The following is a 22,703-nucleotide window of genomic DNA, read 5'->3' as shown; positions in this document are numbered from 1 at the left end:
CGGAGCATTGATACCGCGTCATCGCTTTGATGACGCGGTAATTCTTTTTGAAGGTTCTGATTTGGAGCGACCACGCCCGTTTCAACTACTGAAACATCTTTGTCGCGGTCTGTCACATCCGACTTATAATGGGCCTGAAATGATTGATGCAGATGGTTCGAATGCGGTGGCTACAAGGCAAATTCCCGCTCCCAAACACCCTATCCCAAATTCAAACCAATCGCAGCCAGTCCAACCACAGCTTCCACTGCGAAATACGTCCATTTCTGCCGTGTCGCGCCGTCCAGCACCAGTGACGTCAACCGCCCCATGGCGGCTCCTGTCCAGCAAAAGCCGAGCATCAGGTAGGCCTCGGGCGTGCCGAGCCACAGCGCACCTGCGCCCATGCCCACAAACAGCGCACCGGCCGAGGCGCGCACCTCGGACATGCCCATCGTGGTCTCGCCGCCCTTCAGGTCGAGGGCACCCATCGTATAGCGCGGGGCCAGCCAGCCAAAGCAGCCCAGACCGATGCTGAGGATGGCAAAGATGATATTGAGGATGTCCATGGCGCTGCTTTCAGTTCAATTCTGTTTCAAAGTGGCGCAGTGGACCGCAACTTCAACCGCAAAAGCTAGGAGGCCTGCGAATACTGTGCTGCGATCCCCGCAAAACCGTCATAGCGTTGGGCAATAATGCGGGTGAGTGCGCGCCCTGCGGGTGTAATGCGGATGTGCCCCGCGTCTTTGACAACCATGCCCGCGAAATCCTGCAAAATGGTGTCATGGATCGGGGCGAGTTCTGCTGCACCTGCGTGCTGCGCAAGCCGCTCCAGATCAATTGCGAAGTCGCACATCAGCATGTTGATCGCGGTGGCGCGCAGACGGTCCGCTGCTGTCATTTCATAGCCGCGATGCCCTGCAAGCTGGCCTGCCGCAACACGTTCGATATAGGCGGCGGTGGCCGAGGCGTTCTGCACATAGCCTTGCGCGAATTGCGAAATCGACGAGGCCCCGATCCCGATCAGGGTGGGGCAGGTGTCGTCTGTGTAGCCCTGGAAGTTGCGGCGCAGGTGGCCTGTCTTTGCCGCAATGGCAAGGCTGTCTGCGGGTTTTGCGAAATGGTCGATCCCGATGGCCTCGTATCCGCTTCCCCCAAAGGCGGCTGCGGCCTGGCGTGCCAGATGATAGCGGTCTTCTTCGCCGGGCAGGGCCGCATCGGGGATCAGTTTCTGGCGCTTGGAAAAGCTGGGCACATGGGCATAGCCGAAAAGTGCGATGCGATCAGGATCAAGCGCGCGCACCTTTGCGATGGTCGCGGCGAGCTTGGCTGCGGTCTGAAACGGCAGCCCATACACGAGGTCCGCATTCAGCGATGTGATCCCGGCCGCGCGCAGGCTGTCCACGCAGGCGCGGGTCTGGGCAAAGCTTTGCATGCGTCCGATCGCCTCCTGGACGTCACGGGCGAAATCCTGAATGCCGATGCTTGCGCGGGTCATGCCCATCTCGGCCAGCGCTGCGATCTTGGCGTCGTCCACCAACGTGGGGTCAATCTCGACAGAGAAACTGAAATCGGGCGCAGGGGGGATCACGTCTTTGACTGCCTGCGCGAGGTCGCGGATCATCTCGGGCGGCAGGATCGTGGGCGTGCCACCACCCCAGTGCATCTGGCCCATAGTCACGCCCGCAGGCAGGGTCGCGCGCAGCAAAGCAAGCTCGTCCTTCACGACCTCAAGGTAATGCGCCACGGGTTTGAGCGTGCTTGTGCCTTGGGTCCGGCAGGCACAAAACCAGCAAAGCCGTTCGCAAAAGGGGATATGGATATAGACCGAGACAGGCGCTGCAGGATCAAGCGCTTGCAGGCAACTGACCTGAAAGTCAGCCCCTTGCGCAGGGGTGAACGCAGTCGCCGGCGGATAGCTGGTGTAGCGGGGCACGCGGGCGTCAAAAAGGCCCATGCGGCGGAGGGTATCGAGATGTGTCATACACCTCTTTTCGCCCATCGCCCGTCAGCTTTTGTTGCGCCAGATCAAGTGGCGCGTTTTTTCTAGCTGTTTTGCGCCATGAAACAGGCCGAGATTTCTGCGACCGCTTCTGCGGGTGTGTCGCGCCGGAAGAAGGTCGCGAACCCTGTTTCGGGGAACATCAGGTAGGTCTGCGTCGAGTGGTCGACGAGATAGTATTCGGGGTCACCCTCAACCGCGCGGTAGTAGGTCTTGTAGGCCTGGCTGGCCGCCTTGACCTGCTCAGGTGATCCGGTCAGTCCGATCATGTCTTCGTGGAAGTTGTCAGTGAAATCGCGCACGACCTCGACCGTGTCGCGCTGTGGGTCAACCGAGATAAAGATGGTTCCCAGATCAAGCCCTTGCTCTTCCAGGATATAGGCGGCCTGTGCATTCCGCGCGGAATCCAGCGGGCAAACATCGGGGCAGAATGTGTAGCCGAAATAGACCAGTGTCGGTTTGGTGATCACATCGGCATCCGTCACCGTTTCGCCGGTTTCGGACACCAGCTCGAACGGCCCGCCAATGGCGCTGCCTGCGACAGCAGTGTCGCCACAGGGGGCAGGTGTGTTTTGTGACTGCCATGCATAAACGCCAAGTGCGGCAGCGGCGGCCAGTGTGACTGTTCCGAAGATCGCGGCTTTCATCAAATCCTCCGGTGATGGCGGGCTTTCGTATTTTGGAGCCGTGCTTACCTGCGTTTGTCTTGGATGGACAGCCATAGATCGTGCAAGGCATGATCAAAAAACGGTGTGATCAGGGCAGTAAGGTGGATCAAGATCCACCTTACCCTAACCACGCTTGGACTGCCTTTCGGCAATCACATTCTGTGCCAGCTCCTGTGTATAGGTCGCCAATGCCGCCAGATGGGCGTCTGCGGCTTGCGCGTCCTGCGCTTCGATCGCATCGGCGATGGACGTATGCAGTGCGACGATCTTTTCCCGTGACCGCGCGCTGAAGGTGATCATATTCATCAACGGCTGCATCGCCTCGACGGCGCCGGCCAGCTGGTAGGACAAAACAGGATTGCCCGCCGCATCAACGAGGGCGCGATGAAACGCGACATCCGAGGCGCAAAAGGCCTCATCCGTCAAACCGGGCTGCAACTGGCGGTGGGCTTCCGCCCGCATGGTCGCAAGGTGGTCGGCGCTGCGCCGTGATGCCGAAAGCGGTGCGCAGGCGCGCTCCAGCGCATAGCGCGCCTCGCAGGCAGTCGCAAAGCTGACGTCATTCATCGAAAGCAGCAATGTTGATGTGGTAATCTGTTGCCCGTAGGCGTCTTCAAACCGCAACCGGTTCACAAAGGCCCCGCCGGTTGCCCCGCGCTGCGTGCGGATCAGCGATTGTGCGGCCAGCCGTTTCAGCGCCTCGCGCACGGTGGGTCGGGATACATCGAACTGTTCGGCCATCTCCGCCTCTGACGGCAGACGCTCGTCCACCGGCAAAGCGCCAGAGATGATCGCGTCGCGGATAGCCTTGGCGATCTGGGCAGAGAGATCTGCGGGGTTGTGCGGATCAATTTTCATTTGTCAGACAATTAAACGTCTGACATATCTTTGTGCAAGTCTTGAGTCGCAAACTGGTCTTCGGGAGAGCCGCTTGTCGCATTTGATCAGATCATCGCTTTGGCTGCTCTTTTTCGGCACGATCCTGTTGTCCTGGCTGATGCTCTATATGATGGCGGTCGATATGGACCTTGATCTGCTGGGCCGTCCGGGGCCGATGGGGCAGGCGATGGCCGAGATGGACCCGCGCATGCCGATGGATATGCCGATGGCACGTTTCGGCCCGCTCTTTGCGATGTGGGCTGTAATGATGGCCGCGATGATGCTGCCCACCTTGGTGCCTACGCTGACAACTTATGAAAAACTGATGGTCAGTGCCGATGGCACACGGGCAGGGTGGGTCGGTCTGTTACTGGGCTATTTCATTGTCTGGGTGGGCTTTGCTGCCGTGATCGCCGCACTTCAGTTGGCGCTGCTCTTTGGCGGCATCATCAATATGTTGGGAATTGCGCCGGTCTGGTTCTCCGCTGCCTTGCTGGTCATCGTGGGGGCATTCCAGTTTACCCGCATCAAGGAGGTCTGCCACGGCGTGTGTCATGCCCCGATGACCTATTTTCTCGGACACTGGAAAACCGGTTTCTCTGGTGGTTTGCGTATGGGGATCGGGCTGGGCGCATTTTGTGTGGTCTGTTGCTGGGGCTATATGGCGCTCGGATTTGTGGGCGGCGTGATGAGCCTTGCCTGGATGGGGTTGGCAACGCTGCTCATGGTTTTTGAAAAACTGCCCGAAATCGGGCATCGTGTGATCAAGCCTGTCGGCGTGGTCTTGATTGCTGCCGGCCTTGGCTTGGCAATTCTTTAAAGAAGGGACGAGAGATGGCTGACAAGACACGGGCCCCAGCAGATCGGCTGCCGATTTCGCAGCGTATCGATCAACGGATGGACAGCAATCCGCTGCGCCGCAAGATGAAACCCACTGAATGGGCGATCAAGGGCGAGTTGTTCCTCAACTGCTCATGCACGGTCTTTTGTCCCTGCGTCGTCAGCCTTGGTGCGCACCCGCCGACCGAGGGACATTGCCATGCGTGGATGGCCATTGCCATTGATGAGGGGCACTTCGAGGGCGAGGACCTGTCCGGTCTGAACGTCGGTCTGCTCGTCGATATTCCGGGCCGGATGGCCGAAGGCAACTGGAAAGTGGCCGCCTATGTGGATGAGCGGTCAACACAGAAAGCCTACAATGGCATTCTGAAGATATTCAGCGGGCAGGCCGGGGGCACCACGGGTCTGTTCACCATGCTTGTCTCCGAAATCATCGGCGCCGAGCGTGAAAAGGTCGAGATCGTCCGTGAAGGCACCAAGCGTGGCATCTATATCGGCCGCAAAATTCAGGGCGAGATCGAAATGATGGCGGGCAAATCCCCCGATCATCCGGTTATGGTCAGCAATTCCAAATACTGGATGGGGCCGGATATCATCGCCGCTACAGGCACGAAGTCCAAGGTCCGCGACTATGGCCGTGTCTGGGATTTTGGCGGCAAATCCGCCGAGATTTGCCCGATTGACTGGAAAGGTCCCAAGCCTTGATCACGCCAGAGTATTGCCGGACGATGGCGCGCTATAATGCGTGGCAGAATTCTGCTTTGCGCGAGATTGTCTTGACGATGGACAAGGCCGAGTTGCGCAAGGATCGCGGGGCGTTCTTTGGCTCGATCATGGGCACGCTGAATCATCTGCTGTGGGGCGATACCTTGTGGATCAGTCGTTTTGACGGCGGGACCGGCACGGATGTGACGCTTAAGGAGAGCGTGGATATGGCGGTGACGCCCGCTGTCTGGGCTGCTGATCGGTTCCGGATGGATGCGCGGATTGCGCTTTGGGCGCAAAGCGTCCAAGCAATTGATTTGGTTGGCAATCTGGACTGGTACTCTGGCGCTTTGGGCAGACAGATGTCCAAGCCGATGGCGCTGTGTGTCATGCAAATGTTCAACCATCAAACCCATCATCGCGGGCAGGTCCATGCGATGATGACCGCGGCAGGGCACAAACTGCCCGACACCGATCTTCCCTTTATGCCTGAGGATATTTGATGGCTGTGATTGCACCTTCGCGCCGTGTTCGGCGCACCCCCTTTAGCGATGGCGTCGAAGCGGCCGGGGTCAAGGGATATACCGTCTATAACCATATGCTGCTGCCCACGGTGTTTCGCAGCGTGGTGGAGGATTATCACCACCTGAAGGCTGCCGTGCAGGTATGGGATGTGGCCTGTGAGCGGCAGGTGGAATTGCGCGGCCCGGATGCCGCACGCCTGATGCAGATGCTGACGCCACGCGATTTGCGCGGCATGTTGCCGGGGCAGTGTTTCTATGTGCCGATCGTGGATGAAACCGGCGGGATGCTCAATGATCCGGTCGCACTGAAACTGACCGAGGACCGCTGGTGGATTTCGATTGCGGATAGTGATCTGCTGTTTTGGGTCAAGGCCCTGGCCTATGGCTATCGTCTGGATGTTTTGGTGGATGAGCCTGATATTTCGCCTCTGGCGGTGCAGGGCCCGCTGGCCGATGATCTGATGGCGCGGGTCTTCGGGGACGCCGTGCGCGCGATCAAGTTTTTCCGCTTTGGCTGGTTTGATTTTAACGGGGTCAGCATGGCGGTAGCACGCTCGGGCTATTCCAAGCAGGGCGGGTTCGAGATTTACGTTGACGGTACAAAGAACGGGATGCCGTTGTGGAATGCACTTTTCGAGGCGGGTAAGGACCTTGATGTACACGCAGGTTGCCCCAATCTGATCGAGCGTATCGAAGGTGGGCTTTTGTCCTATGGCAATGATATGACCCGCGAGAACACGCCGCATGAATGCGGGCTTGGCCGGTTCTGTTCGACACAGACCGCGATTGGCTGCGTGGGGCGCGATGCGCTTTTGCGGGTGGCCAAAGAGGGGCCCACGCAGCAGATCCGCGCAATCGCGATTGAGGGTGATATTCCGGTATGCAATCAGGTTTGGCCATTGATCGCCAAGGGCAAGAAGGTGGGCCAGATCACGTCCGCTGCGGCATCGCCGGATTACGGGACCAACGTCGCCATTGGCATGGTCCGGATGACCCATTGGGACGAAGGCACCCAGCTTGAGGTGCAGACGCAGGATGGCCCGCGCGTGGCCACCGTGCACGAGAAATTCTGGATCTAGGTCCGGTGGCTGCGTCGGAGCCTCCGGCGGAAGTTTGAAGAGACATGGAAAGTGGGGGCCTCAGCCACCGAAATGAGAGGCCCCGAAATGAAAGGAATGACGATGTTTAAGGCTTTGATGGTCGAGAAAGATGCAGAGGGAAAAACCAGCGCATCTGTGCAAGAGCTGTCGCTGGAGCAGTTGCCCGAAGGTGATGTGACGGTTGCAGTGGAATATTCGACCGTGAACTACAAGGACGGGCTTTGCATCGGGCCGGGCGGTGGGTTGGTACGCAATTACCCTCATGTGCCGGGCATTGATATGGCGGGCACAGTCGAGGCGTCGGATGATCCGCGCTATCAGCCCGGAGACAAGGTTGTGCTGACCGGATGGCGCGTGGGCGAGGCCTATTGGGGCGGGTATTCCCAAAAGGCGCGGGTGAAAGCCGATTGGCTGGTACCACTGCCAGAAGGTCTTGATACACGTCAGGCGATGGCGGTGGGCACAGCGGGCTTTACGGCGATGCTGGCGGTGATGGCGCTTGAGGATCACGGGATCAAGGATGGTCCGGTCCTCGTCACAGGTGCGGCAGGTGGTGTTGGGTCCGTTGCGACAGCGATCCTGGCCAATCTGGGGCATGAGGTGGCGGCGGTAACAGGACGGCCCGAGACGGCCGATTATCTCAAATCCCTTGGTGCGACACAGATCGTGCCCCGCGAAGAGATCAATGCAATCACCCGTCGCCCGCTCGAAGCCGAGACATGGGGCGGTTGTGTTGACGCGGTGGGTGGCGAGATGCTGGCGCGTGTCTTGGGGCAGATGAAATATGGTGCCTCTGTCTCTGCTGTGGGTCTGGCGGGCGGGGCCGGGTTGCCTGCATCTGTCATCCCGTTCCTGCTGCGCGGTGTGAACCTTTTGGGGATCGACAGCGTGATGCAACCCTATGAGAACCGCGTCCGCGCCTGGGCGCGCATTGCCAAGGATTTGCCGATGGATAAACTCGAGGCGATGATCCAGCCCGCGACGCTGTCAGACCTGCCAGCACTTGGGGCGGGCATCTTGCAAGGGCAGGTCAAAGGCCGTGTTGTGGTTGATGTGAACGCCTGATCCCGCCCTGAAAAACCAGAAATCTGCAAGGCCGCCGAAAAAAACTTCGGCGGCTTTTTTGTGTTTCATGGCAGGGGCTTGAAGCATGTTTTGGCAAGATATGGTGGCCAAATTGGGCTGAATTTGCGGTCATCCGGTTGTTTCTTGGGCAGGCGGCTTGTTAGGCATGGGGTAAGAACGGGGGCCAAAACCCTGTCTTTGAAGATGAATATTCGGGCCGTTTGCCTGCGTGATGGTGCGTGTGTCAACGCCCGGAAAAGGAGGGGACGATGTATAGAAAAATCGTTGTGCCGATTGATTTGGCACATGCGGACCGGATGGAAGGCGCGATCACCATGGCGGCTGATCTGGCGAAGCTTTACGGTGCAACCGTCTGTTATCTGGGGGCGACAACACCAACGCCGTCGTCGGTTGCGCATTCCCCAGAGGAATACAAAGAGAAGCTCGCGGCTTTTGCGCTGAAAGAGGCGCAGGCGCATGGCCAGGATGTCACGACCCACATGATCCTGTCCCATGACCCGACCGCCACGCTGGACGACGATCTGGTGAAGGCTGTCGATGAAATGGATGCCGATCTGGTTGTGATGGCGACGCATGTGCCGCACATCGGCGACCGCATCTGGGCTTCGAACGGCGGCAATCTGGCCCGCCGCACCAAGGCATCTGTTTGCCTTGTCCGCGCGCCTGCCTAGGCCGGCGCCCGCAACAATCAGACCGAACAATAAGAAGGAAGCCAAGTTATGGCCACACAAGACGAAACCGATATGGGCATTCCGTTACCGGAAGGCGCCTCGGATATGATTGAGACCGATTACACGATCGGTCAGGACAATATTGAAACGCAGATCGGGCCATTCGGGCTTGATATTCACAACCCCGTCTTTCTGATTTCGGGGCTCTCGGTGGTGATCTTTGTGCTTTACGCGCTGATTGCCCCGAACCAGGCCGCAGAGTTCTTTGGCTGGCTGCGGCCCGCTTTGACATCGACGTTTGACGGGTTTTTCCTGACGGCGGCGAATATCTTTGTGATCTTCTGTTTGCTGCTGATCGTGTCGCCTTACGGATCGGTCCGTTTGGGCGGTGCAGACGCCACGCCCGACTACGGCTATCTGGGTTGGTTTGCGATGCTTTTTGCGGCCGGCATGGGCATTGGCCTGATGTTCTTTGGTGTACTTGAGCCTGCCTATTATTTTGGTACGCCCTGGGGCGACGAACCTTTGGGCGCGGTGCGGCCATTTGCAGAAGACGGCACGCTGATTGCCGCCAATGTGGACGAAGCCAAGCGCATGGCGCTGGCGGCCACGTCCTATCACTGGGCATTGCATCCTTGGGCGATTTACGCGGTTGTGGCCCTCGCACTTGCGCTATTCAGCTATAACAAGGGCCTGCCGCTTTCGATCCGTTCGGCCTTCTATCCGATCCTTGGCGAGCGTGTCTGGGGCTGGTGGGGCCATGTGATCGACATCGTTGCCGTTTTTGCCACGCTCTTTGGTCTTGCGACATCGCTTGGCTTGGGTGCGCAGCAGGCGAATGCCGGTCTTGAGTTCGTTTATGGCATTCCCAGCAGCGTCACGGCGCAGGTTGTCCTGATCGTTTTGATCACGCTACTGGCGTTGATTTCCGTGATCCGTGGTCTTGATGGCGGGGTGAAAGTCCTGTCCGAGATCAATATGGTGCTGGCCATCGGGCTATTGCTCTTTGTGCTGTTCACCGCCGGTGCGGTTGGTATCTTTACCGACTTCTTTGCGACGCTAATGGCCTACGGTCAGGAAATCCTGCCGCTCTCCAATCCGATCGGGCGGTCTGATGACGGTTATCGTGAGGGCTGGACGGCGTTCTACTGGGCGTGGTGGATCAGTTGGTCACCATTTGTCGGCATGTTCATCGCGCGTGTATCCCGCGGACGCACCGTGCGTGAGTTCCTGACCTGCGTTTTGATCATCCCGTCACTGGTGTGCATCTTCTGGATGACTGTCTTTGGTGGCACGGCGATCAACGATATGATCGCTAATGTCGATGTCAGCGCGGTAAAGGCCAATGTGATTGACAGCTATAGTCCGGAACTGTCGCTCTTTGCGATGCTGGAGAGCCTGCCGTTGGCATCGATTACATCGACCCTTGGGATTGTACTGGTCATTGTGTTCTTTGTGACGTCCTCTGACAGCGGCAGCCTTGTGATTGATACGATCACGGCCGGTGGCAAGATCGACGCGCCTGTGCCGCAGCGTGTGTTCTGGTGTACCTTTGAGGGTCTGGTGGCGATTGCGCTGTTGATCGGGGGTGGCCTCGGGTCGCTGCAGGCGATGGTGATTTCAACCGGACTGCCGTTTACAATTGTCCTTCTTTTGATGTGTTTTGCCATCTTCCGTGGCTTGCAAAGCGAACTGAGGGCCTGACACGGCTTAATGCGAAAATGATGGGTCCCGGTGCTTGCGCATCGGGGCCTTTTTCGTATCCATATGCGCATGACACTAGATATCGCATGGGTGCGCGCCCAATTCCCCGCCTTTGACCAGCCTTCATTGCAGGGGCAGGCCTTTTTTGAAAACGCTGGCGGGTCCTATACCTGCCGTCAGGTCATAGACCGCCTGTACCGCTTCTACACCGAACGCAAAGTGCAGCCCTATGCGCCCTATGCGGCGTCGCGCCTGGGTGGCGAAGAGATGGACGAAGCGCGCAGGCGCTTGGCGGAAATGCTGGGGGTTGCCACGCATGAAGTGTCCTTTGGGCCCTCGACCACGCAGAATACCTATGTGCTGGCACAAGCGGTGCGCAAATGGATCAAGCCGGGCCAGAGCATTGTCGTGACCAATCAGGACCACGAGGCCAATAGCGGCCCGTGGCGGCGGTTGGCTGAGGATGGCATCAATATCCTTGAGTGGCAGATTGATCCCGAGACGGGCGAGTTGCACCCGGAGGACCTTGCCAAGCTCTTGGAGCAGGATGTGGCGCTTGTGGTGTTCCCGCATTGCTCGAATGTTGTGGGTGCGATCAATGATGTGGCCGGCATCTGCGCCTTGGCGAAATCTGCGGGCGCGCGGACCTGTGTGGATGGCGTATCCTATGCGCCGCATGGTTTCGCGGATGTGGGCGCGCTGGGATGCGATGTCTATCTGTTCAGTGCATATAAAACCTACGGGCCCCATCAAGGCATCATGGTGATCCGTGAGGACTGGGGCATGGAGCTGCCCAATCAGGGACACCATTTTAACGGTGATAGCCTTTACAAGCGGTTTACACCTGCGGGTCCTGATCATGCGCAGGTCGCAGCCAGTGCGGGGATGGCCGATTATTTCGAGGCCTTGTCCGTGCATCATGGCGGCGGCACTGGGGCTGCGGCTGCGCGCAAATCCCATGATCTGATGCGCGCGCAAGAGGTGGCCCTGTTGCAGCCCTTGCTGGATTACGTCTCGGCGAAAAACTCGGTACGGCTTATCGGTCCTGCGGACGCTCTGCGCCGCGCACCCACCGTTGCGCTGTCACTCGAAGCGGATGCTGAAGAGACAGCAGCGAAACTAGCGCCGCATGGGATTATGGCCGGTGGCGGTGATTTCTACGCGCAGCGTCCGTTGTCCGCAGTCGGTGTGGACCCTGCGAAAGGCGTGTTGCGCGTCAGTTTCGTACATTACACCACCAAAGATGAGGTTGACGCGCTGATGGGGGCGCTAGATCAGGTGCTATAAAGCAGGCAAGCCGTCCTGCGCGGAGGTCTGATGAGCAAATCCCCCATTCTGATGTGGTTCCGGCGCGATCTGCGCCTTGGCGATCATGAAGCGCTGTCGGCTGCTGTGGCCACAGGTCATCCGGTTATTCCGGTTTTCATTTATGACGAACTGACAGAGACACTTGGTGCTGCGCCAAAGATGCGGTTGGGGCTGTCGATGGGTGATCTGACGAAATCGTTGCAGGAAAAAGGCAGCCGTTTGATTTTGCGCCGTGGGGAGGCGCTGACGGTGTTGCGCGATCTGATTGCCGAGACAGGGGCAGGGGCTGTCTACTGGTCGCGGATGTATGATCCGGAGCACCGCGCGCGCGATACCGCGGTGAAAGCGGCACTGAAAGAAGACGGAGTCGAGGCGCAGAGCTTCAAAGGTCATGTGCTGTTCGAGCCCTGGACGGTCGAGACGAAGACCGGCGGGTTCTACAAAGTCTATACGCCGATGTGGAAATCCGTGCGCGACAATGAAGTGCCCGACGCGCTGCCAACCCCCGCCACGATCCCCGCGCCTGACAGCTGGCCCGCCTCTGATGATCTGGCAGACTGGCGCATGGGCGCTGCCATGCGGCGTGGTGCGGAAATTCTAACATCGCATTGCACCGTGGGGGAAACGGCCGCATCGCATCGTTTGGGGGCCTTTATCGCCAATCACGTCGCCAATTACGTCAAGAACCGTGATCTGCCTGCCGTGGACGGTACCTCGGGGCTGTCGGAAAACCTGACCTACGGCGAAATCAGCCCGCGCAAATGCTGGCACGCGGGCTGGCGCGCGCTGCATGACGGCAAGGGCGATGCCGAGACATTCCTGAAAGAACTGGTCTGGCGCGAGTTTGCCTATCATTTGGCCTTCCACACGCCGCGGATCATATCGGACAACTGGAAAGAAGACTGGGACGCCTTTCCATGGAACACGGACGAACGGCTGGCGGAGGTTAAGGCCTGGAAGCAAGGGCGCACTGGTATTCTTTTTGTCGATGCCGCCATGCGCGAGATGTATGTGACCGGGCGGATGCACAACCGTGGCCGGATGATTGTGGCATCCTATCTGACAAAGCACCTTTTGTGTCACTGGAAGATCGGGCTGGATTGGTTTGCCGATTGCCTGATCGACTGGGACCCGTGCAGCAATGCAATGGGCTGGCAGTGGTCGGCAGGGTCTGGGCCGGATGCGACGCCCTATTTCCGCGTGTTCAATCCGGTGACGCAGCTGGACAAATTCGACAAGGATCGCGCATACGTCAAGAAATGGATTGCCGAGGGCACCAAAAGCCCGAGCGCGACAGCTTTGTCCTATTATGATATGATACCTCTCAGTTGGGGCATGACAGCGCAGGACCGCTACCCTGATCCGATTGTTCCGGCAGATGTGGGTCGAAAGCGTGCGCTTGATGCCTATCAAAGCCGCGGCTTCTGATTGCCCCGAGGTCAGTTGAAACTTTTTTGAACGTTCTCCGTGACTTCACCGTATCAAAGGTTAATTTGGGTACAGACAGGCCGCGCAAACTGCCCGAGTGCCGAAGACGACGACAGGAAGAAAATATGATCTTAACGAGTACAGACGGCCAAACCGGTCTGCCCCGCTATTTTGCGCGGGTATTTGATCAGGTCAAAGACCTCCAGAAAGGCCGCGTTGATATCATTTTGCCCGATGGGCGCCATTTCCGTGCCGAGGGCGCGAAACCCGGTTATGTTGCCGAGGTGCATGTGCACAATCCCGACCTTTTCGCGCGGACGGTGCGCGAAGGCGATATGGGGTTCTCCGAGGCCTATATGGATGGCTGGTGGACCACCCCCGATCTGATGGCGGTGATGGATTTCATGCATGATGAGGCCGATCATATTTACGATGGGTTCCCCGCACAAAGACTGATCCGCTTTTATGAGCGCGTCCGCTTCTGGATGCAGCGGAACTCGAAAACACAGGCACGCAAGAACATCAGCTATCATTACGATCTTGGGAATGATTTTTACGGGCTCTGGCTTGACGATACGATGACCTATTCCTCGGCGATCTTCGAGACAGGTCAGGAAAGCACGGAAGCCGCCCAGATTGCCAAATACGCCAGCATGGTCGATCAGATGGGGGCCAAGGCGGGCGACCATGTGCTTGAGATCGGCTGTGGCTGGGGCGGATTTGCCGAATATGCCGCCAAGGAACGCGGCATCAAGGTGACGGGCCTGACGATCAGTCAGGAACAGCATGACTATGCAGTGGCGCGGATGGCCAAGGCGGGTCTGTCCGACATGGTCGAGATCAAAATGCAGGATTACCGCGACGAAACAGGTCTTTACGACGGGATCGCCAGCATCGAAATGTTCGAAGCCGTGGGTGAACAATACTGGCCCAAGTACTTTGAAACGGTGCGTGAACGTCTCAAACCGGGCAAACACGCAACACTTCAGATCATCACCGTCAAAGACGAGCGCTGGGAGAGTTACCGCAAGGGCGTTGACTTTATCCAGAAATATATCTTCCCCGGAGGTATGCTGCCAAGCCCGACTGTTTTGCGCCAAGAGGTTGAAAAAGCGGGATTAAATGTCAAAGGCTCGATTGAATTCGGCAAGAGCTACGCGCTGACCCTGCGCCGCTGGCACGAGACATTCAACGAAAAGTGGGATCAGGTGGCCGCTTTGGGGTTTGACGCGCGTTTCAAACGGATGTGGGATTTTTATCTGACCTCTTGTGCCGCGACATTTGATAGCAGAAACTGCGACGTAACGCAGATTACCGTGACGCGGCCAGGCTAACGCAGGGTCGTGCGCGTCAAGAGAGAGGACGCATGACATGCCAACTGCTGGACGTCTTGCCGGTGCAGTCATTTTTGCTTTGTTTGGTTGGTACCTTGCGGGCCTGACGATCCCGTTCTTTCCCGAGGCGAACGCGCCCACGTTCTGGCTTCCGGTGGTCAGCTTTATCGGCCTTGTCGTGGGATGGCGGGTCTGTGGAAGCCGCGCCGGACACGGCTACAACCCAGCGGTAGGCATCGGGCTTACCAGTGGTGCGACGATTGCTTTTTGCGCGATTTTCGCTCTTTCGTTCAATAAGATGATCTCGAATGCGCTGCGCAACCGCTACAACGACGGAACGATGGAAGCGGTCATCGATATCTTCAACCAGATGATCGAGTACGCAATTATGTTCACTGATGTGACCCTGATTGCCACAGTCCTGATCGGCGGAATTGTTTGTGCATGGATTACCGAATTCTTCGGTCAGCGTTTTCCCTAGCACATGGATCTTTTTGTTTACGGGACATTGCGGTCCCAGAAGTTGATGGCGGCTGTCGCCGGTGGTACAGTGCGTTGCGCTGTGCCGGCAGAGCTTTCGGGGTATGGCGTCTTTCCTGTGGACGGAAATGTGGTCCCTTTCATCGCGCCGCAGAGTGGCGCGACGGCGCAGGGGTTGGTCTACGAAGATCTCGACGATCAGCAAATAGCGCGTCTTGATCTTTATGAGGGTGCGTTCGGCTATCGTGTCGCAACGGTTGACGTGGCCACAGCGGCGGGGCCGCGTACCGTCCAGTGCTATCTTCCACCCGATGGGGCCGCACCCGGTGTCGGCGCTTGGTCGCTGGACGTGTGGGAGGCGGATCACCTCGCACCTGCCGTGCTTGCCGCAACAGAGCTGTTTTCCTACGACCCGCTGCCGTCGTTTGCGGCGGCACGCGGGATGTGGCCGATGATCGAGGCGCGGGCGTGGTCCAAGCATCGTGCCAAAGCAGCCCCTGCCACGCGTCGTTTCGTGCCTGAACCTGCGGATTTCCAGATTACAGGCGCGCGCACTCCGCAGGGGCGTTTCTTTCGCTTCGAAAGCGTCGATGTCAGGCATCGCAAATTTACAGGCGGACAGTCGGACGTTTTGGTGCGCGAGGGGTTTATCGGGACAGATGCTGCCGTTGTCCTGCCTTACGATCCGGTGCGTGACAAGGTACTGTTGGTCGAACAGGCACGTCTGGGGCCGCGTTTGCGCCATGACGCGAACCCGTGGATGTTAGAACCTGTCGCAGGCATCGTCGATGCGCGCGAGACGCCGCAGGCGGCGGCGCTGCGTGAATGCAAGGAAGAGGCGGGTGTGGTCGTCACCAGGCTGGAAGAGGCGGGGGCGTTTTATGTCTCACCCGGGGCCAGCACGGATTATTTCTATACCTATGTCGGGCTGTGCGATCTGCCGCAAACAGAGGCTTATCTGGGCGGGTTGGACGATGAGGCGGAGGACCTCAGGCTGCATCCGATGGCATTCGACGATGCGCTGGCCCTTGCTGACAGCGGGGAAATCGCAACAGGTCCGGCGCTCTTTCTGCTCTACTGGATCTTGCGCCACAAAGCGCGCCTGCAGGGTGCTGCCTGACCTTGAGTTTGCTTGATGTTAGGCCCTTGCAGGCCTACACAGAGAGGAACAGATGAAAGGGCCGTGGAATGACAATTAAGACCGATCTCGCAGATGCCGTAGGGAACACGCCCCTGATCAAACTCCGGGCCGCCTCTGAGGCGACGGGATGCACCATTCTGGGCAAGGCCGAATTTCTGAACCCCGGCCAATCGGTCAAAGACCGCGCCGCCCTTTTCATGATCAAGGATGCGATTGCGCGCGGTGATCTGAAACCCGGTGGCACGATTGTCGAGGGAACCGCAGGGAATACAGGCATCGGTCTTGCGCTTGTGGGTGCTTCGATGGGGTTCAAGACCGTGATTGTTATTCCTGAAACACAGAGTCAGGAAAAGAAGGACATGATCCGCGTGGCCGGCGCGCAACTGGTCGAAGTGCCGGCGGTGCCTTATGCGAACCCCAACAACTATGTGAAATATTCGGCCCGTCTGGCTGCCGCGTTGAATGAAACCGAACCCAATGGTGCTGTCTGGGCCAACCAGTTTGACAATACCGCCAACCGGCAGGCCCACATCGAAACGACGGCGCCCGAAATCTGGGACCAGACTGACGGCAAGGTTGACGGGTTTACCTGCGCCTGCGGTTCCGGCGGCACATTGGCGGGTGTCGCGCAGGTGTTGCAGGCCAAAGGGGTCAAGGTCGGCCTCTCTGATCCGGATGGATCGGGGCTCTACAAGCTTTACACAGGTCAGGTTCCTCCGGCAGGCGATTCCATTACAGAAGGGATCGGGCAGGGGCGGATCACCGCAAACCTCGAGGGCTTTACCCCTGATTTTGCGTATAAGATCCCTGACTCCGAGGCGCTGCCGATTGTTTTTGATCTCTTGCAGCACGAAGGGCTGTGCATGGGTGGTTCCACCGGTATCAATATCGCGGGTGCGATCCGGCTCGCGCGCGAAATGGGGCCGGGGCATACGATCGTGACGATCCTGTGTGACTATGGCACGCGCTATCAGTCCAAGATTTTCAACCCCAGCTTCCTGCGTGGCAAGGGCCTTCCGTTTCCGGCATGGATGGAGCAGGAGGTAAATGTGCCCGAGGTGTTTGAAGCTGTATGACACGGGTCCTCGCGGCATTCTTTCTGATCGGGCTCTTTGCTGTCTTGCAGCCAGCAACTGCCATTGCGCAGGAGACGTCGCAGGCCGATGCGCCGGCTGAAACCGAAAGCGATGTTCCACCGGTCGAGACGGCACCTGTTGCGCAGTCTCCCTTGCCTGCCGATAGTCCGGTCGATGCGGTTTCAGAAGACATGGCCAGTTTTGAAAGACTGGCGCAGCGCGCAGAAGAGCTTGCCGGTCGTGATGATGTTTCTATGTTTGGTATCAGTAGGTTGCGCGCTGAACTTGTCGTCTGGCGTGATCGTTTTTTAGAACAAACCAACGTCAATTCCGGGCGGATCGCCACGGTTGACGCACAGATTGCAGCGCTCGGCGTTGTGCCCGAAAGCGGCGAGGAAGCCCCTGCCGTTGCCGCCCGCCGCGCCGCATTGGTCGCCCAGCGCAATGCGCTCGAGGCACCTCGTTTGCTCGCGCAGGAGTCTTTTGCCCGCGCGAATGGCCTGATCGGTGAATTCGACGCGATGTCCTTGCAGCAGCAGACTGCTGAATTGTCGGTGCGGGGGCCATCTCCGCTCAATCCCTCAAATATTGCTGAGGCTGTTACAGCCCTCTGGCAGCTTGTGGATGTCGTCGGGATCGAGATTGTGGCCGGTTTTAACGTCCGGCGTGAAAGCGGCGAGCTAGCCCGCGATTTGCCGCGTGTGGTGCTGCTTCTGGTTATTGGGGTTGCGTTGCTGAGTGTCGGGCGGGGTATCGTGACGCGCTGGCGCATGTCTTTGACGACACGACAGGGACGTTGGCGTCCCCTGACGCTATTTGTGGCGTCACTGATCCAGATTGCGGTGCCCATGCTGGGGCTTTTGGCAATGACCGAAGCGTTGCAGGCGCTTGATATCTTTGGCTTGCGCGGAGGAGATATTCTGGAGGCTATCCCGCAGGCCGGGTTCTATGTGATTTTTGGCTGGTGGCTGTCGCGCCTTGTTTTCCCTTTGGGCGAACACCCGGGTTATCTTGGCTATGATGCGCAAACCCGTGCCGCAGGACGGCGGGCCAGTAGCGCGCTTGCATGGGTCATGGCTTTCGGGACATTGGCGCAGGCGGGGTTTCGGACTTTGGAAATGTCTCAGGGCGCCGCGGCAGCTTTCGCATGGCCCGTGCTTGTTGTTCTGGGCCTACTTTTCTGGCGGCTTGGCCGTGTCATCCGGACCAAACCTGAACAAAGGGAAGATACTGTCGTGTCGGCGGGGCGCTTGCGCAATCTGCTTGGGCGTTTTGCAACCATCGTCGCGATTGTCGCTCCTGTAATCGCGGGGTTCGGATATATTTCTGCCGCGATTGCTATTCTGGGACCCTCGATAGTTTCGGTCGCACTCGTCTCCTTGCTGTTTCTGTTGCAACAGATCGTCAGCGAACTGACGCAACCGCCCGATAACGGTGAAGATGTGCGTGGCCTTCACGCGCTGATCCCCGTCATGGTGAGTTTTGTTCTCTATATGCTCAGCCTGCCTGTTTTTGCGCTGATCTGGGGCGCGCGGGTTGATGACCTGATCGAGATTTGGGCCCGTTTCCGTGAAGGTTTCGCGATTGGCGAGACCCGCATTTCGCCAACCGATTTCCTGACCTTCGCGATTGTTTTTGCGGTGGGCTATCTGTTGACGCGCTTTATTCAAGGCACTTTACGGCGCACGGTATTGCCGCGCACGCGGCTGGATCTCGGCGGGCAGAACGCCATTGTCGCCGGTTTTGGGTATGTTGGTATCATGCTGGCGGCGCTTGTGGCGATCTCTACAGCGGGGATTGATCTGTCGAATTTTGCGATTGTGGCCGGTGCCTTGTCGGTCGGGATCGGTTTTGGCCTGCAGAATATCGTGTCGAATTTCGTGTCCGGAATTATCCTGCTGATTGAACGTCCTGTCAGTGAGGGTGACTGGATCGAGGTCGGCAATCAAATGGGCTATGTGCGGTCGATTTCCGTGCGGTCTACGCGGATCGAGACATTCGACCGGACCGATGTCATCATTCCCAATGCCGATCTGGTCAGCGGGCAGGTGACGAACTGGACCCGTGGCAATCTGGTGGGGCGCGTGATTGTACCTGTCGGCGTGGCCTACGGCACGGATACTAACAAAGTGTCGGACATCCTGCGCGGCATCGCAGAGGCGCATCCTCAGGTCATTATGACACCGCCACCTGCCGTCTTGTTTATGGGTTTCGGTGCGGACTCCCTTGATTTCGAGATCCGTGCGATCCTGCGAGACGTAAACTATGTCGTGGTCGTCAAATCTGAAATGAACCACGCGATTGCCAAGGCCTTTGCCGAAGAAGGCATCGAAATTCCCTTTGCCCAGCGTGATATATGGCTGCGGAACCCCGAAGTTTTGAAGGAGACCAAGACAACATGACCGAACTGCTGTTCCGTAAAGATGCCTATGCCCGCGAAGCGATTGGCACGGTCAAAGCCATCACGACGGAAGGCGGTATCGTGCTGGATGGGACACTCTTTTACCCCACCTCGGGTGGGCAGCCGGGGGATAGCGGGGCACTGCGCTGGAGAGGCGGCGAGATCGAGATCGCCACCACTGTCAAAGGTGACGGTGATGATGTTGTGCTCATCCCCGCCGAACCTGCCGGTATGCCGGGCGTTGGCCAGGAGGTGACGCAGGTCCTGAACTGGGACCGCCGTCTGCGTCACATGCGTGTGCATACCGCGCTGCATCTGCTGTCTGTCGTGATCCCGCTGCCGGTTTCGGGCGGGTCTATCGGGACGGATAAAGGCCGTCTGGATTTCGATATGCCCGAGGCACCAGAGGACAAAGAGGCGCTCGAGGCAGACCTGAATCGCCTGATCGCCTGCAATATGGATGTGACCGATGAGTGGATCACCGACGCGGAACTTGATGCACAGCCGGATCTGGTGAAAACTATGTCTGTTCAGCCACCGCGCGGTAGCGGACAGATCCGCCTTGTGCGGATCGGCGTGGGCGAAGAAACCGCCGATTTGCAGCCTTGCGGTGGCACCCATGTCGCCAACACCGAAGAGATCGGGCGCGTGCGGATCGGCAAGATCGAAAAGAAGGGCCGCCAGAACCGGCGTGTCTATCTGCATCTGGAGTAGGCCTTTGCTGCGTGTGATACCCCTCTTGATCGTGATGCTCTGCGCGGGCCTTCCAGCGGCGGCCGAAACGCGCCATCCGGGCTGCACGATGGAACAGGCCAAAGTCGTTGATGCCGCCATTGCGACCGCCAAGGACCTCACGCTCAAGGCCGCAGTGGCGGTGGGCGACACATCCGATTATCAACGCTGGTTCGGCACCTATTCGCAGACCAACGCCGAGCGCGTCCGTGCCAGCTTGAAATCAGTGGTGACAGCGTTGCGGGGTGGTGCTGTGACCGCACAATGTGACGCGGCCACGGATGACGGGTGCAGGGCGGGTGAATACGCCTGGGTTTTTGCCAACCAACCTTACCTGATGCACCTTTGCCCGTCATTTTTCACACTCCCGCCGCTGACAGCCTTGCGGCCAGGCGACCGCCGCTCGAACAACGGCACGCGCGAGGGGACGATCGTGCATGAGGTGTCGCATTTCCTGCATGTCGCAGACACCGAGGACCATTGCTATTCGCGCACCGAATGTTCGCGGATGGCGCAGAGGGATGCGCGCCGCGCGATCGAGAATGCGGATAGCTATCAGTATTTCACCGAGGATGTGACCTATTACGCGCGTCAGCCCATCGGGGTTAAACCGCCCCCTGCGATGCGTTCTGACCGCTAGTCGCGCTTGATGTCCTGTCCGAAAAGATCGCGCTCGATCGGCTGATCCAGCATTTTCTCGGACTCCGGCAACCCCTCACGCGACAAAAGTACCGCGAATGGCCGCAGCTTGGGAACGTGGCTGCAGACCACCAGTAACATCACCATGATGGGCACCGACAGGAACATGCCGGGGATGCCCCAGACAGCCCCCCAGAATGCCAGAGACAGGATGATCCCGAAGGATGACAGCCGCAGCGCGCGGCCCATCAGCATGGGGTCGATGATGCTGCCGTTCACAAACTGGATCACACCTGCAATACTGAAGACTGCCAGCGTTGTGGTGGCGTCTCCGATCTCGACATGGGCGACCAGCGCGATCAGCGCTGTGGCCACGATTGACCCGATGTTCGGGATGAAGTTGAGCACAAAGGTGATGATCCCGAGTGAGGTCGCCAGCTCCAGACCGAAGGCCTGTGCGAGAACAAAGATCATCGCACCGGTGATGGCGCTGATAACGGTCTTGACCAGCAGGTAATAGTTCACACGGTGGATGATGGACTGAATGATTTTGCCCACGCGTTCGGCCTGCGCCTTGTCGCCCACAAGGCTCAGGAGTTTGGTTTCGAACCAGATCCGTTCGGCAAAAAGAAAACCGACGAAGAGAATGATCAGAACAGTGGCTTGGGTGACGCCGCTCGCCTGACTGGCGGCGCCGCGTAGGTAGTTTGAAATGTCGACGGATCGCAGGGCGTTCAAGATCGCAAGTTCACTGTCTTCACCGAGCCATGCAAAAAGTGACGCGACAGCGGATGGGGCGCGTTCTGCATAAGACAGCGTTGTGACCAGCACCGTGTTGATCTGCGCCAGCAGGATCGAGGTCAGCGTCAGCAGGGCTGCTGCAATCAAGACCATGGCAGCGATGCTTGCGAGGGTGTTTGGCACGCGGAACGGGCCGATCCGCTGGCGGGCGATGAAATTGATGACATCGCTTGTCAGGCTGAAAAGAATGATCGCCGTGGCCAGCGAGATCAGGACAAACCTTGCTTGCACAAGCAAGAAAAGCACGACAGCAAAGGCGATTATCAGCAAAGCACCCGTTTGCAGACGTGCGGTCTCGCTGGGCCGTTCGGATTTGCCGGTTTTGGGCGGATCATGCAGCATACGTCGGGTGGCCTCTTATCGCGAACCTCTCATTTGTAGGGGTCGGGGAGGGCTGCGGTAAAGGGGGATCACAAACATATGTATAGGGTCTTGCAAAAGGGGTGGGGTTAGGGCTAAACCGCGCTCCACGGACAGGTGGCCGAGTGGTCGAAGGCGCACGCCTGGAAAGTGTGTAGGCGGGAGACCGTCTCCAGGGTTCGAATCCCTGTCTGTCCGCCACTAAAACCCCATAACATGTTGTAAATAAGAGCTAAATTGGTCTGCCAATGGATTGCAGATACAGACGCGGATACACTTTGTATTTTTTGCGTTGGCCGCTCAAAATCAGCCTCAGTCGATCAGAATAGACGGCAACCGTTCTTCTTCACCCAGCACAACTGCCTCGAACGCGGCTTCAATGCGGGGTTTCAGGGCTGTGAGATAGGCGTTGGCAACACTGCGTCCTGTCGGATCCTGATCGACCGCACCGCGCTTGATCGACCCGAATCTGGTCCAGCCCATTGCATAGGCTTCGACATCCACGCGGTTATCGGTGCCCAGCCTTACGGTCGCTTCAAAGGCCGCACGGTCACCTCTGCACGTTTTATGTCGGAACGATGCTCGCAGCGTAGCCTTCGGCTTGTCGCCAATAAAGATCTCGACATCGGCTTCGCCCCAGTATTCTGCGAACGGCTCAAGTGCTTCTTTGATATGGGGGGCGGCATCTAAGCAAAGTTTGGTCAGACGCCTTGTCAGGCCTTCGGTGTGCCGCCTGCGGGCAATTAGGGGGGCCTTGTCTAGATTCAGCATTGCCAGTCTGCCTTTGTGTTGGTTCCCGCCCCCCGACCCGTAAAGGCCTAGCTAAGAGGGGCGGGATAACGGCT

The 22,703-nt window shown here is 58.4% G+C and carries 22 protein-coding genes and 1 tRNA gene; 17 read left to right on the top strand and 6 right to left on the bottom strand.

Annotated features, from left to right (window positions below):
- Positions 1–200 precede the first annotated feature (200 nt).
- The 4 genes from C7964_RS06840 to C7964_RS06825 all read right to left on the bottom strand — a co-directional run bounded on the left by C7964_RS06840 (position 201) and on the right by C7964_RS06825 (position 3,507).
- A complete protein-coding gene (locus C7964_RS06840; RefSeq protein WP_110278924.1) occupies positions 201–548 on the bottom strand; it encodes a DUF4345 family protein in 348 nt (115 codons plus the stop codon).
- 65 nt (positions 549–613) lie between these two features.
- Positions 614–1,963 (bottom strand): oxygen-independent coproporphyrinogen III oxidase, encoded by a 1,350-nt coding sequence (hemN, locus tag C7964_RS06835; protein ID WP_110278923.1) that lies wholly within the window; start codon positions 1,961–1,963, stop codon positions 614–616.
- A gap of 62 nt (positions 1,964–2,025) precedes the next feature.
- Positions 2,026–2,628 (bottom strand): SCO family protein, encoded by a 603-nt coding sequence (locus C7964_RS06830; protein WP_110278922.1) that lies wholly within the window; start codon positions 2,626–2,628, stop codon positions 2,026–2,028.
- Between the two features lie 144 nt (positions 2,629–2,772).
- The gene (locus C7964_RS06825) at positions 2,773–3,507 is read right to left on the bottom strand and encodes a FadR/GntR family transcriptional regulator (RefSeq protein ID WP_110278921.1); all 735 of its coding nucleotides are present in this window, start codon (positions 3,505–3,507) and stop codon (positions 2,773–2,775) included.
- A gap of 73 nt (positions 3,508–3,580) precedes the next feature.
- Here C7964_RS06825 and C7964_RS06820 point away from each other — a divergent pair, with 73 nt between their 5' ends.
- The 16 genes from C7964_RS06820 (at position 3,581) to C7964_RS06745 (ending at position 20,698) form a co-directional block, all read left to right on the top strand.
- The gene (locus C7964_RS06820; protein ID WP_110278920.1) at positions 3,581–4,348 is read left to right on the top strand and encodes a DUF2182 domain-containing protein; all 768 of its coding nucleotides are present in this window, start codon (positions 3,581–3,583) and stop codon (positions 4,346–4,348) included.
- Between the two features lie 14 nt (positions 4,349–4,362).
- On the top strand, positions 4,363–5,073 hold the full coding sequence (locus C7964_RS06815) for a DUF1326 domain-containing protein (protein ID WP_110278919.1): 711 nt from the start codon (positions 4,363–4,365) through the stop codon (positions 5,071–5,073).
- Positions 5,070–5,576 (top strand): DinB family protein, encoded by a 507-nt coding sequence (locus C7964_RS06810; RefSeq protein WP_286163821.1) that lies wholly within the window; start codon positions 5,070–5,072, stop codon positions 5,574–5,576. The genes C7964_RS06815 and C7964_RS06810 overlap by 4 nt, the downstream gene beginning before the upstream one ends.
- The gene (locus tag C7964_RS06805) at positions 5,576–6,676 is read left to right on the top strand and encodes a dimethylsulfoniopropionate demethylase (RefSeq protein WP_055292707.1); all 1,101 of its coding nucleotides are present in this window, start codon (positions 5,576–5,578) and stop codon (positions 6,674–6,676) included. Before C7964_RS06810 ends, C7964_RS06805 begins: the two co-directional genes overlap by 1 nt.
- Before the next feature lie 102 nt (positions 6,677–6,778).
- A complete protein-coding gene (gene acuI, locus C7964_RS06800; protein ID WP_110278918.1) occupies positions 6,779–7,762 on the top strand; it encodes an acryloyl-CoA reductase in 984 nt (327 codons plus the stop codon).
- A 269-nt stretch (positions 7,763–8,031) separates the two neighbouring features.
- A complete protein-coding gene (locus tag C7964_RS06795) occupies positions 8,032–8,454 on the top strand; it encodes a universal stress protein (RefSeq protein ID WP_110278917.1) in 423 nt (140 codons plus the stop codon).
- Between the two features lie 48 nt (positions 8,455–8,502).
- Positions 8,503–10,158 carry a BCCT family transporter gene (locus tag C7964_RS06790; RefSeq protein ID WP_110278916.1) on the top strand — a complete coding sequence of 552 codons (1,656 nt, stop codon included), beginning with the start codon at positions 8,503–8,505 and terminating at the stop codon, positions 10,156–10,158.
- Positions 10,159–10,227: 69 nt separating this feature from the next.
- A complete protein-coding gene (locus tag C7964_RS06785; protein WP_110279440.1) occupies positions 10,228–11,445 on the top strand; it encodes an aminotransferase class V-fold PLP-dependent enzyme in 1,218 nt (405 codons plus the stop codon).
- Positions 11,446–11,475: 30 nt separating this feature from the next.
- A complete protein-coding gene (locus C7964_RS06780; protein ID WP_110278915.1) occupies positions 11,476–12,894 on the top strand; it encodes a cryptochrome/photolyase family protein in 1,419 nt (472 codons plus the stop codon).
- A gap of 125 nt (positions 12,895–13,019) precedes the next feature.
- Positions 13,020–14,228, top strand: a complete 1,209-nt coding sequence (locus C7964_RS06775) for an SAM-dependent methyltransferase (protein ID WP_110278914.1) — start codon at positions 13,020–13,022, stop codon at positions 14,226–14,228.
- A 37-nt stretch (positions 14,229–14,265) separates the two neighbouring features.
- Positions 14,266–14,709, top strand: coding sequence for a TrgA family protein (locus tag C7964_RS06770; protein ID WP_110278913.1), 444 nt, complete (start codon positions 14,266–14,268; stop codon positions 14,707–14,709).
- A 3-nt stretch (positions 14,710–14,712) separates the two neighbouring features.
- Positions 14,713–15,828 (top strand): gamma-glutamylcyclotransferase, encoded by a 1,116-nt coding sequence (locus C7964_RS06765; protein ID WP_110278912.1) that lies wholly within the window; start codon positions 14,713–14,715, stop codon positions 15,826–15,828.
- Between the two features lie 68 nt (positions 15,829–15,896).
- Complete coding sequence (locus C7964_RS06760; RefSeq protein WP_110278911.1) at positions 15,897–16,925, top strand: cysteine synthase A; 1,029 nt, start codon at positions 15,897–15,899, stop codon at positions 16,923–16,925.
- Complete coding sequence (locus C7964_RS06755; protein WP_286163819.1) at positions 16,922–19,327, top strand: DUF3772 domain-containing protein; 2,406 nt, start codon at positions 16,922–16,924, stop codon at positions 19,325–19,327. The genes C7964_RS06760 and C7964_RS06755 overlap by 4 nt, the downstream gene beginning before the upstream one ends.
- Positions 19,324–20,040, top strand: coding sequence for an alanyl-tRNA editing protein (locus C7964_RS06750; RefSeq protein ID WP_110278910.1), 717 nt, complete (start codon positions 19,324–19,326; stop codon positions 20,038–20,040). Before C7964_RS06755 ends, C7964_RS06750 begins: the two co-directional genes overlap by 4 nt.
- A gap of 13 nt (positions 20,041–20,053) precedes the next feature.
- Positions 20,054–20,698: a M35 family metalloendopeptidase gene (locus tag C7964_RS06745; protein ID WP_286163875.1), complete on the top strand. Its 645-nt coding sequence runs from the start codon at positions 20,054–20,056 to the stop codon at positions 20,696–20,698.
- Here C7964_RS06745 and C7964_RS06740 read toward each other — a convergent pair.
- Positions 20,695–21,840 (bottom strand): AI-2E family transporter, encoded by a 1,146-nt coding sequence (locus C7964_RS06740; protein WP_181417124.1) that lies wholly within the window; start codon positions 21,838–21,840, stop codon positions 20,695–20,697. The genes C7964_RS06745 and C7964_RS06740 overlap by 4 nt on opposite strands.
- 129 nt (positions 21,841–21,969) lie before the next feature.
- Between C7964_RS06740 and C7964_RS06735 the strand changes: the two genes are divergently transcribed.
- Positions 21,970–22,059 (top strand) — tRNA-Ser (locus C7964_RS06735).
- A gap of 111 nt (positions 22,060–22,170) precedes the next feature.
- Here the strand turns inward: C7964_RS06735 and C7964_RS06730 are convergent.
- Positions 22,171–22,629, bottom strand: coding sequence for a hypothetical protein (locus tag C7964_RS06730; protein ID WP_110278908.1), 459 nt, complete (start codon positions 22,627–22,629; stop codon positions 22,171–22,173).
- Between the last annotated feature and the right edge of the window lie 74 nt (positions 22,630–22,703).

This window comes from Loktanella sp. PT4BL, assembly GCF_003201935.1.
GTDB lineage: Bacteria > Pseudomonadota > Alphaproteobacteria > Rhodobacterales > Rhodobacteraceae > Yoonia.
This window is presented reverse-complemented; position numbering and strand designations above follow the sequence as displayed.

Bases quoted from the DNA above. Each gene is read 5' to 3' on its own strand.
- C7964_RS06840 (WP_110278924.1), bottom strand. From the start codon at position 548: ATGGACATCCTCAATATCATCTTTGCCATCCTCAGCATCGGTCTGGGC.
- hemN (WP_110278923.1), bottom strand. From the start codon at position 1,963: ATGACACATCTCGATACCCTCCGCCGCATGGGCCTTTTTGACGCCCGC.
- C7964_RS06830 (WP_110278922.1), bottom strand. From the start codon at position 2,628: ATGAAAGCCGCGATCTTCGGAACAGTCACACTGGCCGCCGCTGCCGCA.
- C7964_RS06825 (WP_110278921.1), bottom strand. From the start codon at position 3,507: ATGAAAATTGATCCGCACAACCCCGCAGATCTCTCTGCCCAGATCGCC.
- C7964_RS06815 (WP_110278919.1), top strand. From the start codon at position 4,363: ATGGCTGACAAGACACGGGCCCCAGCAGATCGGCTGCCGATTTCGCAG.
- C7964_RS06805 (WP_055292707.1), top strand. From the start codon at position 5,576: ATGGCTGTGATTGCACCTTCGCGCCGTGTTCGGCGCACCCCCTTTAGC.
- acuI (WP_110278918.1), top strand. From the start codon at position 6,779: ATGTTTAAGGCTTTGATGGTCGAGAAAGATGCAGAGGGAAAAACCAGC.
- C7964_RS06795 (WP_110278917.1), top strand. From the start codon at position 8,032: ATGTATAGAAAAATCGTTGTGCCGATTGATTTGGCACATGCGGACCGG.
- C7964_RS06790 (WP_110278916.1), top strand. From the start codon at position 8,503: ATGGCCACACAAGACGAAACCGATATGGGCATTCCGTTACCGGAAGGC.
- C7964_RS06785 (WP_110279440.1), top strand. From the start codon at position 10,228: ATGACACTAGATATCGCATGGGTGCGCGCCCAATTCCCCGCCTTTGAC.
- C7964_RS06780 (WP_110278915.1), top strand. From the start codon at position 11,476: ATGAGCAAATCCCCCATTCTGATGTGGTTCCGGCGCGATCTGCGCCTT.
- C7964_RS06775 (WP_110278914.1), top strand. From the start codon at position 13,020: ATGATCTTAACGAGTACAGACGGCCAAACCGGTCTGCCCCGCTATTTT.
- C7964_RS06770 (WP_110278913.1), top strand. From the start codon at position 14,266: ATGCCAACTGCTGGACGTCTTGCCGGTGCAGTCATTTTTGCTTTGTTT.
- C7964_RS06765 (WP_110278912.1), top strand. From the start codon at position 14,713: ATGGATCTTTTTGTTTACGGGACATTGCGGTCCCAGAAGTTGATGGCG.
- C7964_RS06760 (WP_110278911.1), top strand. From the start codon at position 15,897: ATGACAATTAAGACCGATCTCGCAGATGCCGTAGGGAACACGCCCCTG.
- C7964_RS06755 (WP_286163819.1), top strand. From the start codon at position 16,922: ATGACACGGGTCCTCGCGGCATTCTTTCTGATCGGGCTCTTTGCTGTC.
- C7964_RS06750 (WP_110278910.1), top strand. From the start codon at position 19,324: ATGACCGAACTGCTGTTCCGTAAAGATGCCTATGCCCGCGAAGCGATT.
- C7964_RS06740 (WP_181417124.1), bottom strand. From the start codon at position 21,840: ATGCTGCATGATCCGCCCAAAACCGGCAAATCCGAACGGCCCAGCGAG.
- C7964_RS06730 (WP_110278908.1), bottom strand. From the start codon at position 22,629: ATGCTGAATCTAGACAAGGCCCCCCTAATTGCCCGCAGGCGGCACACC.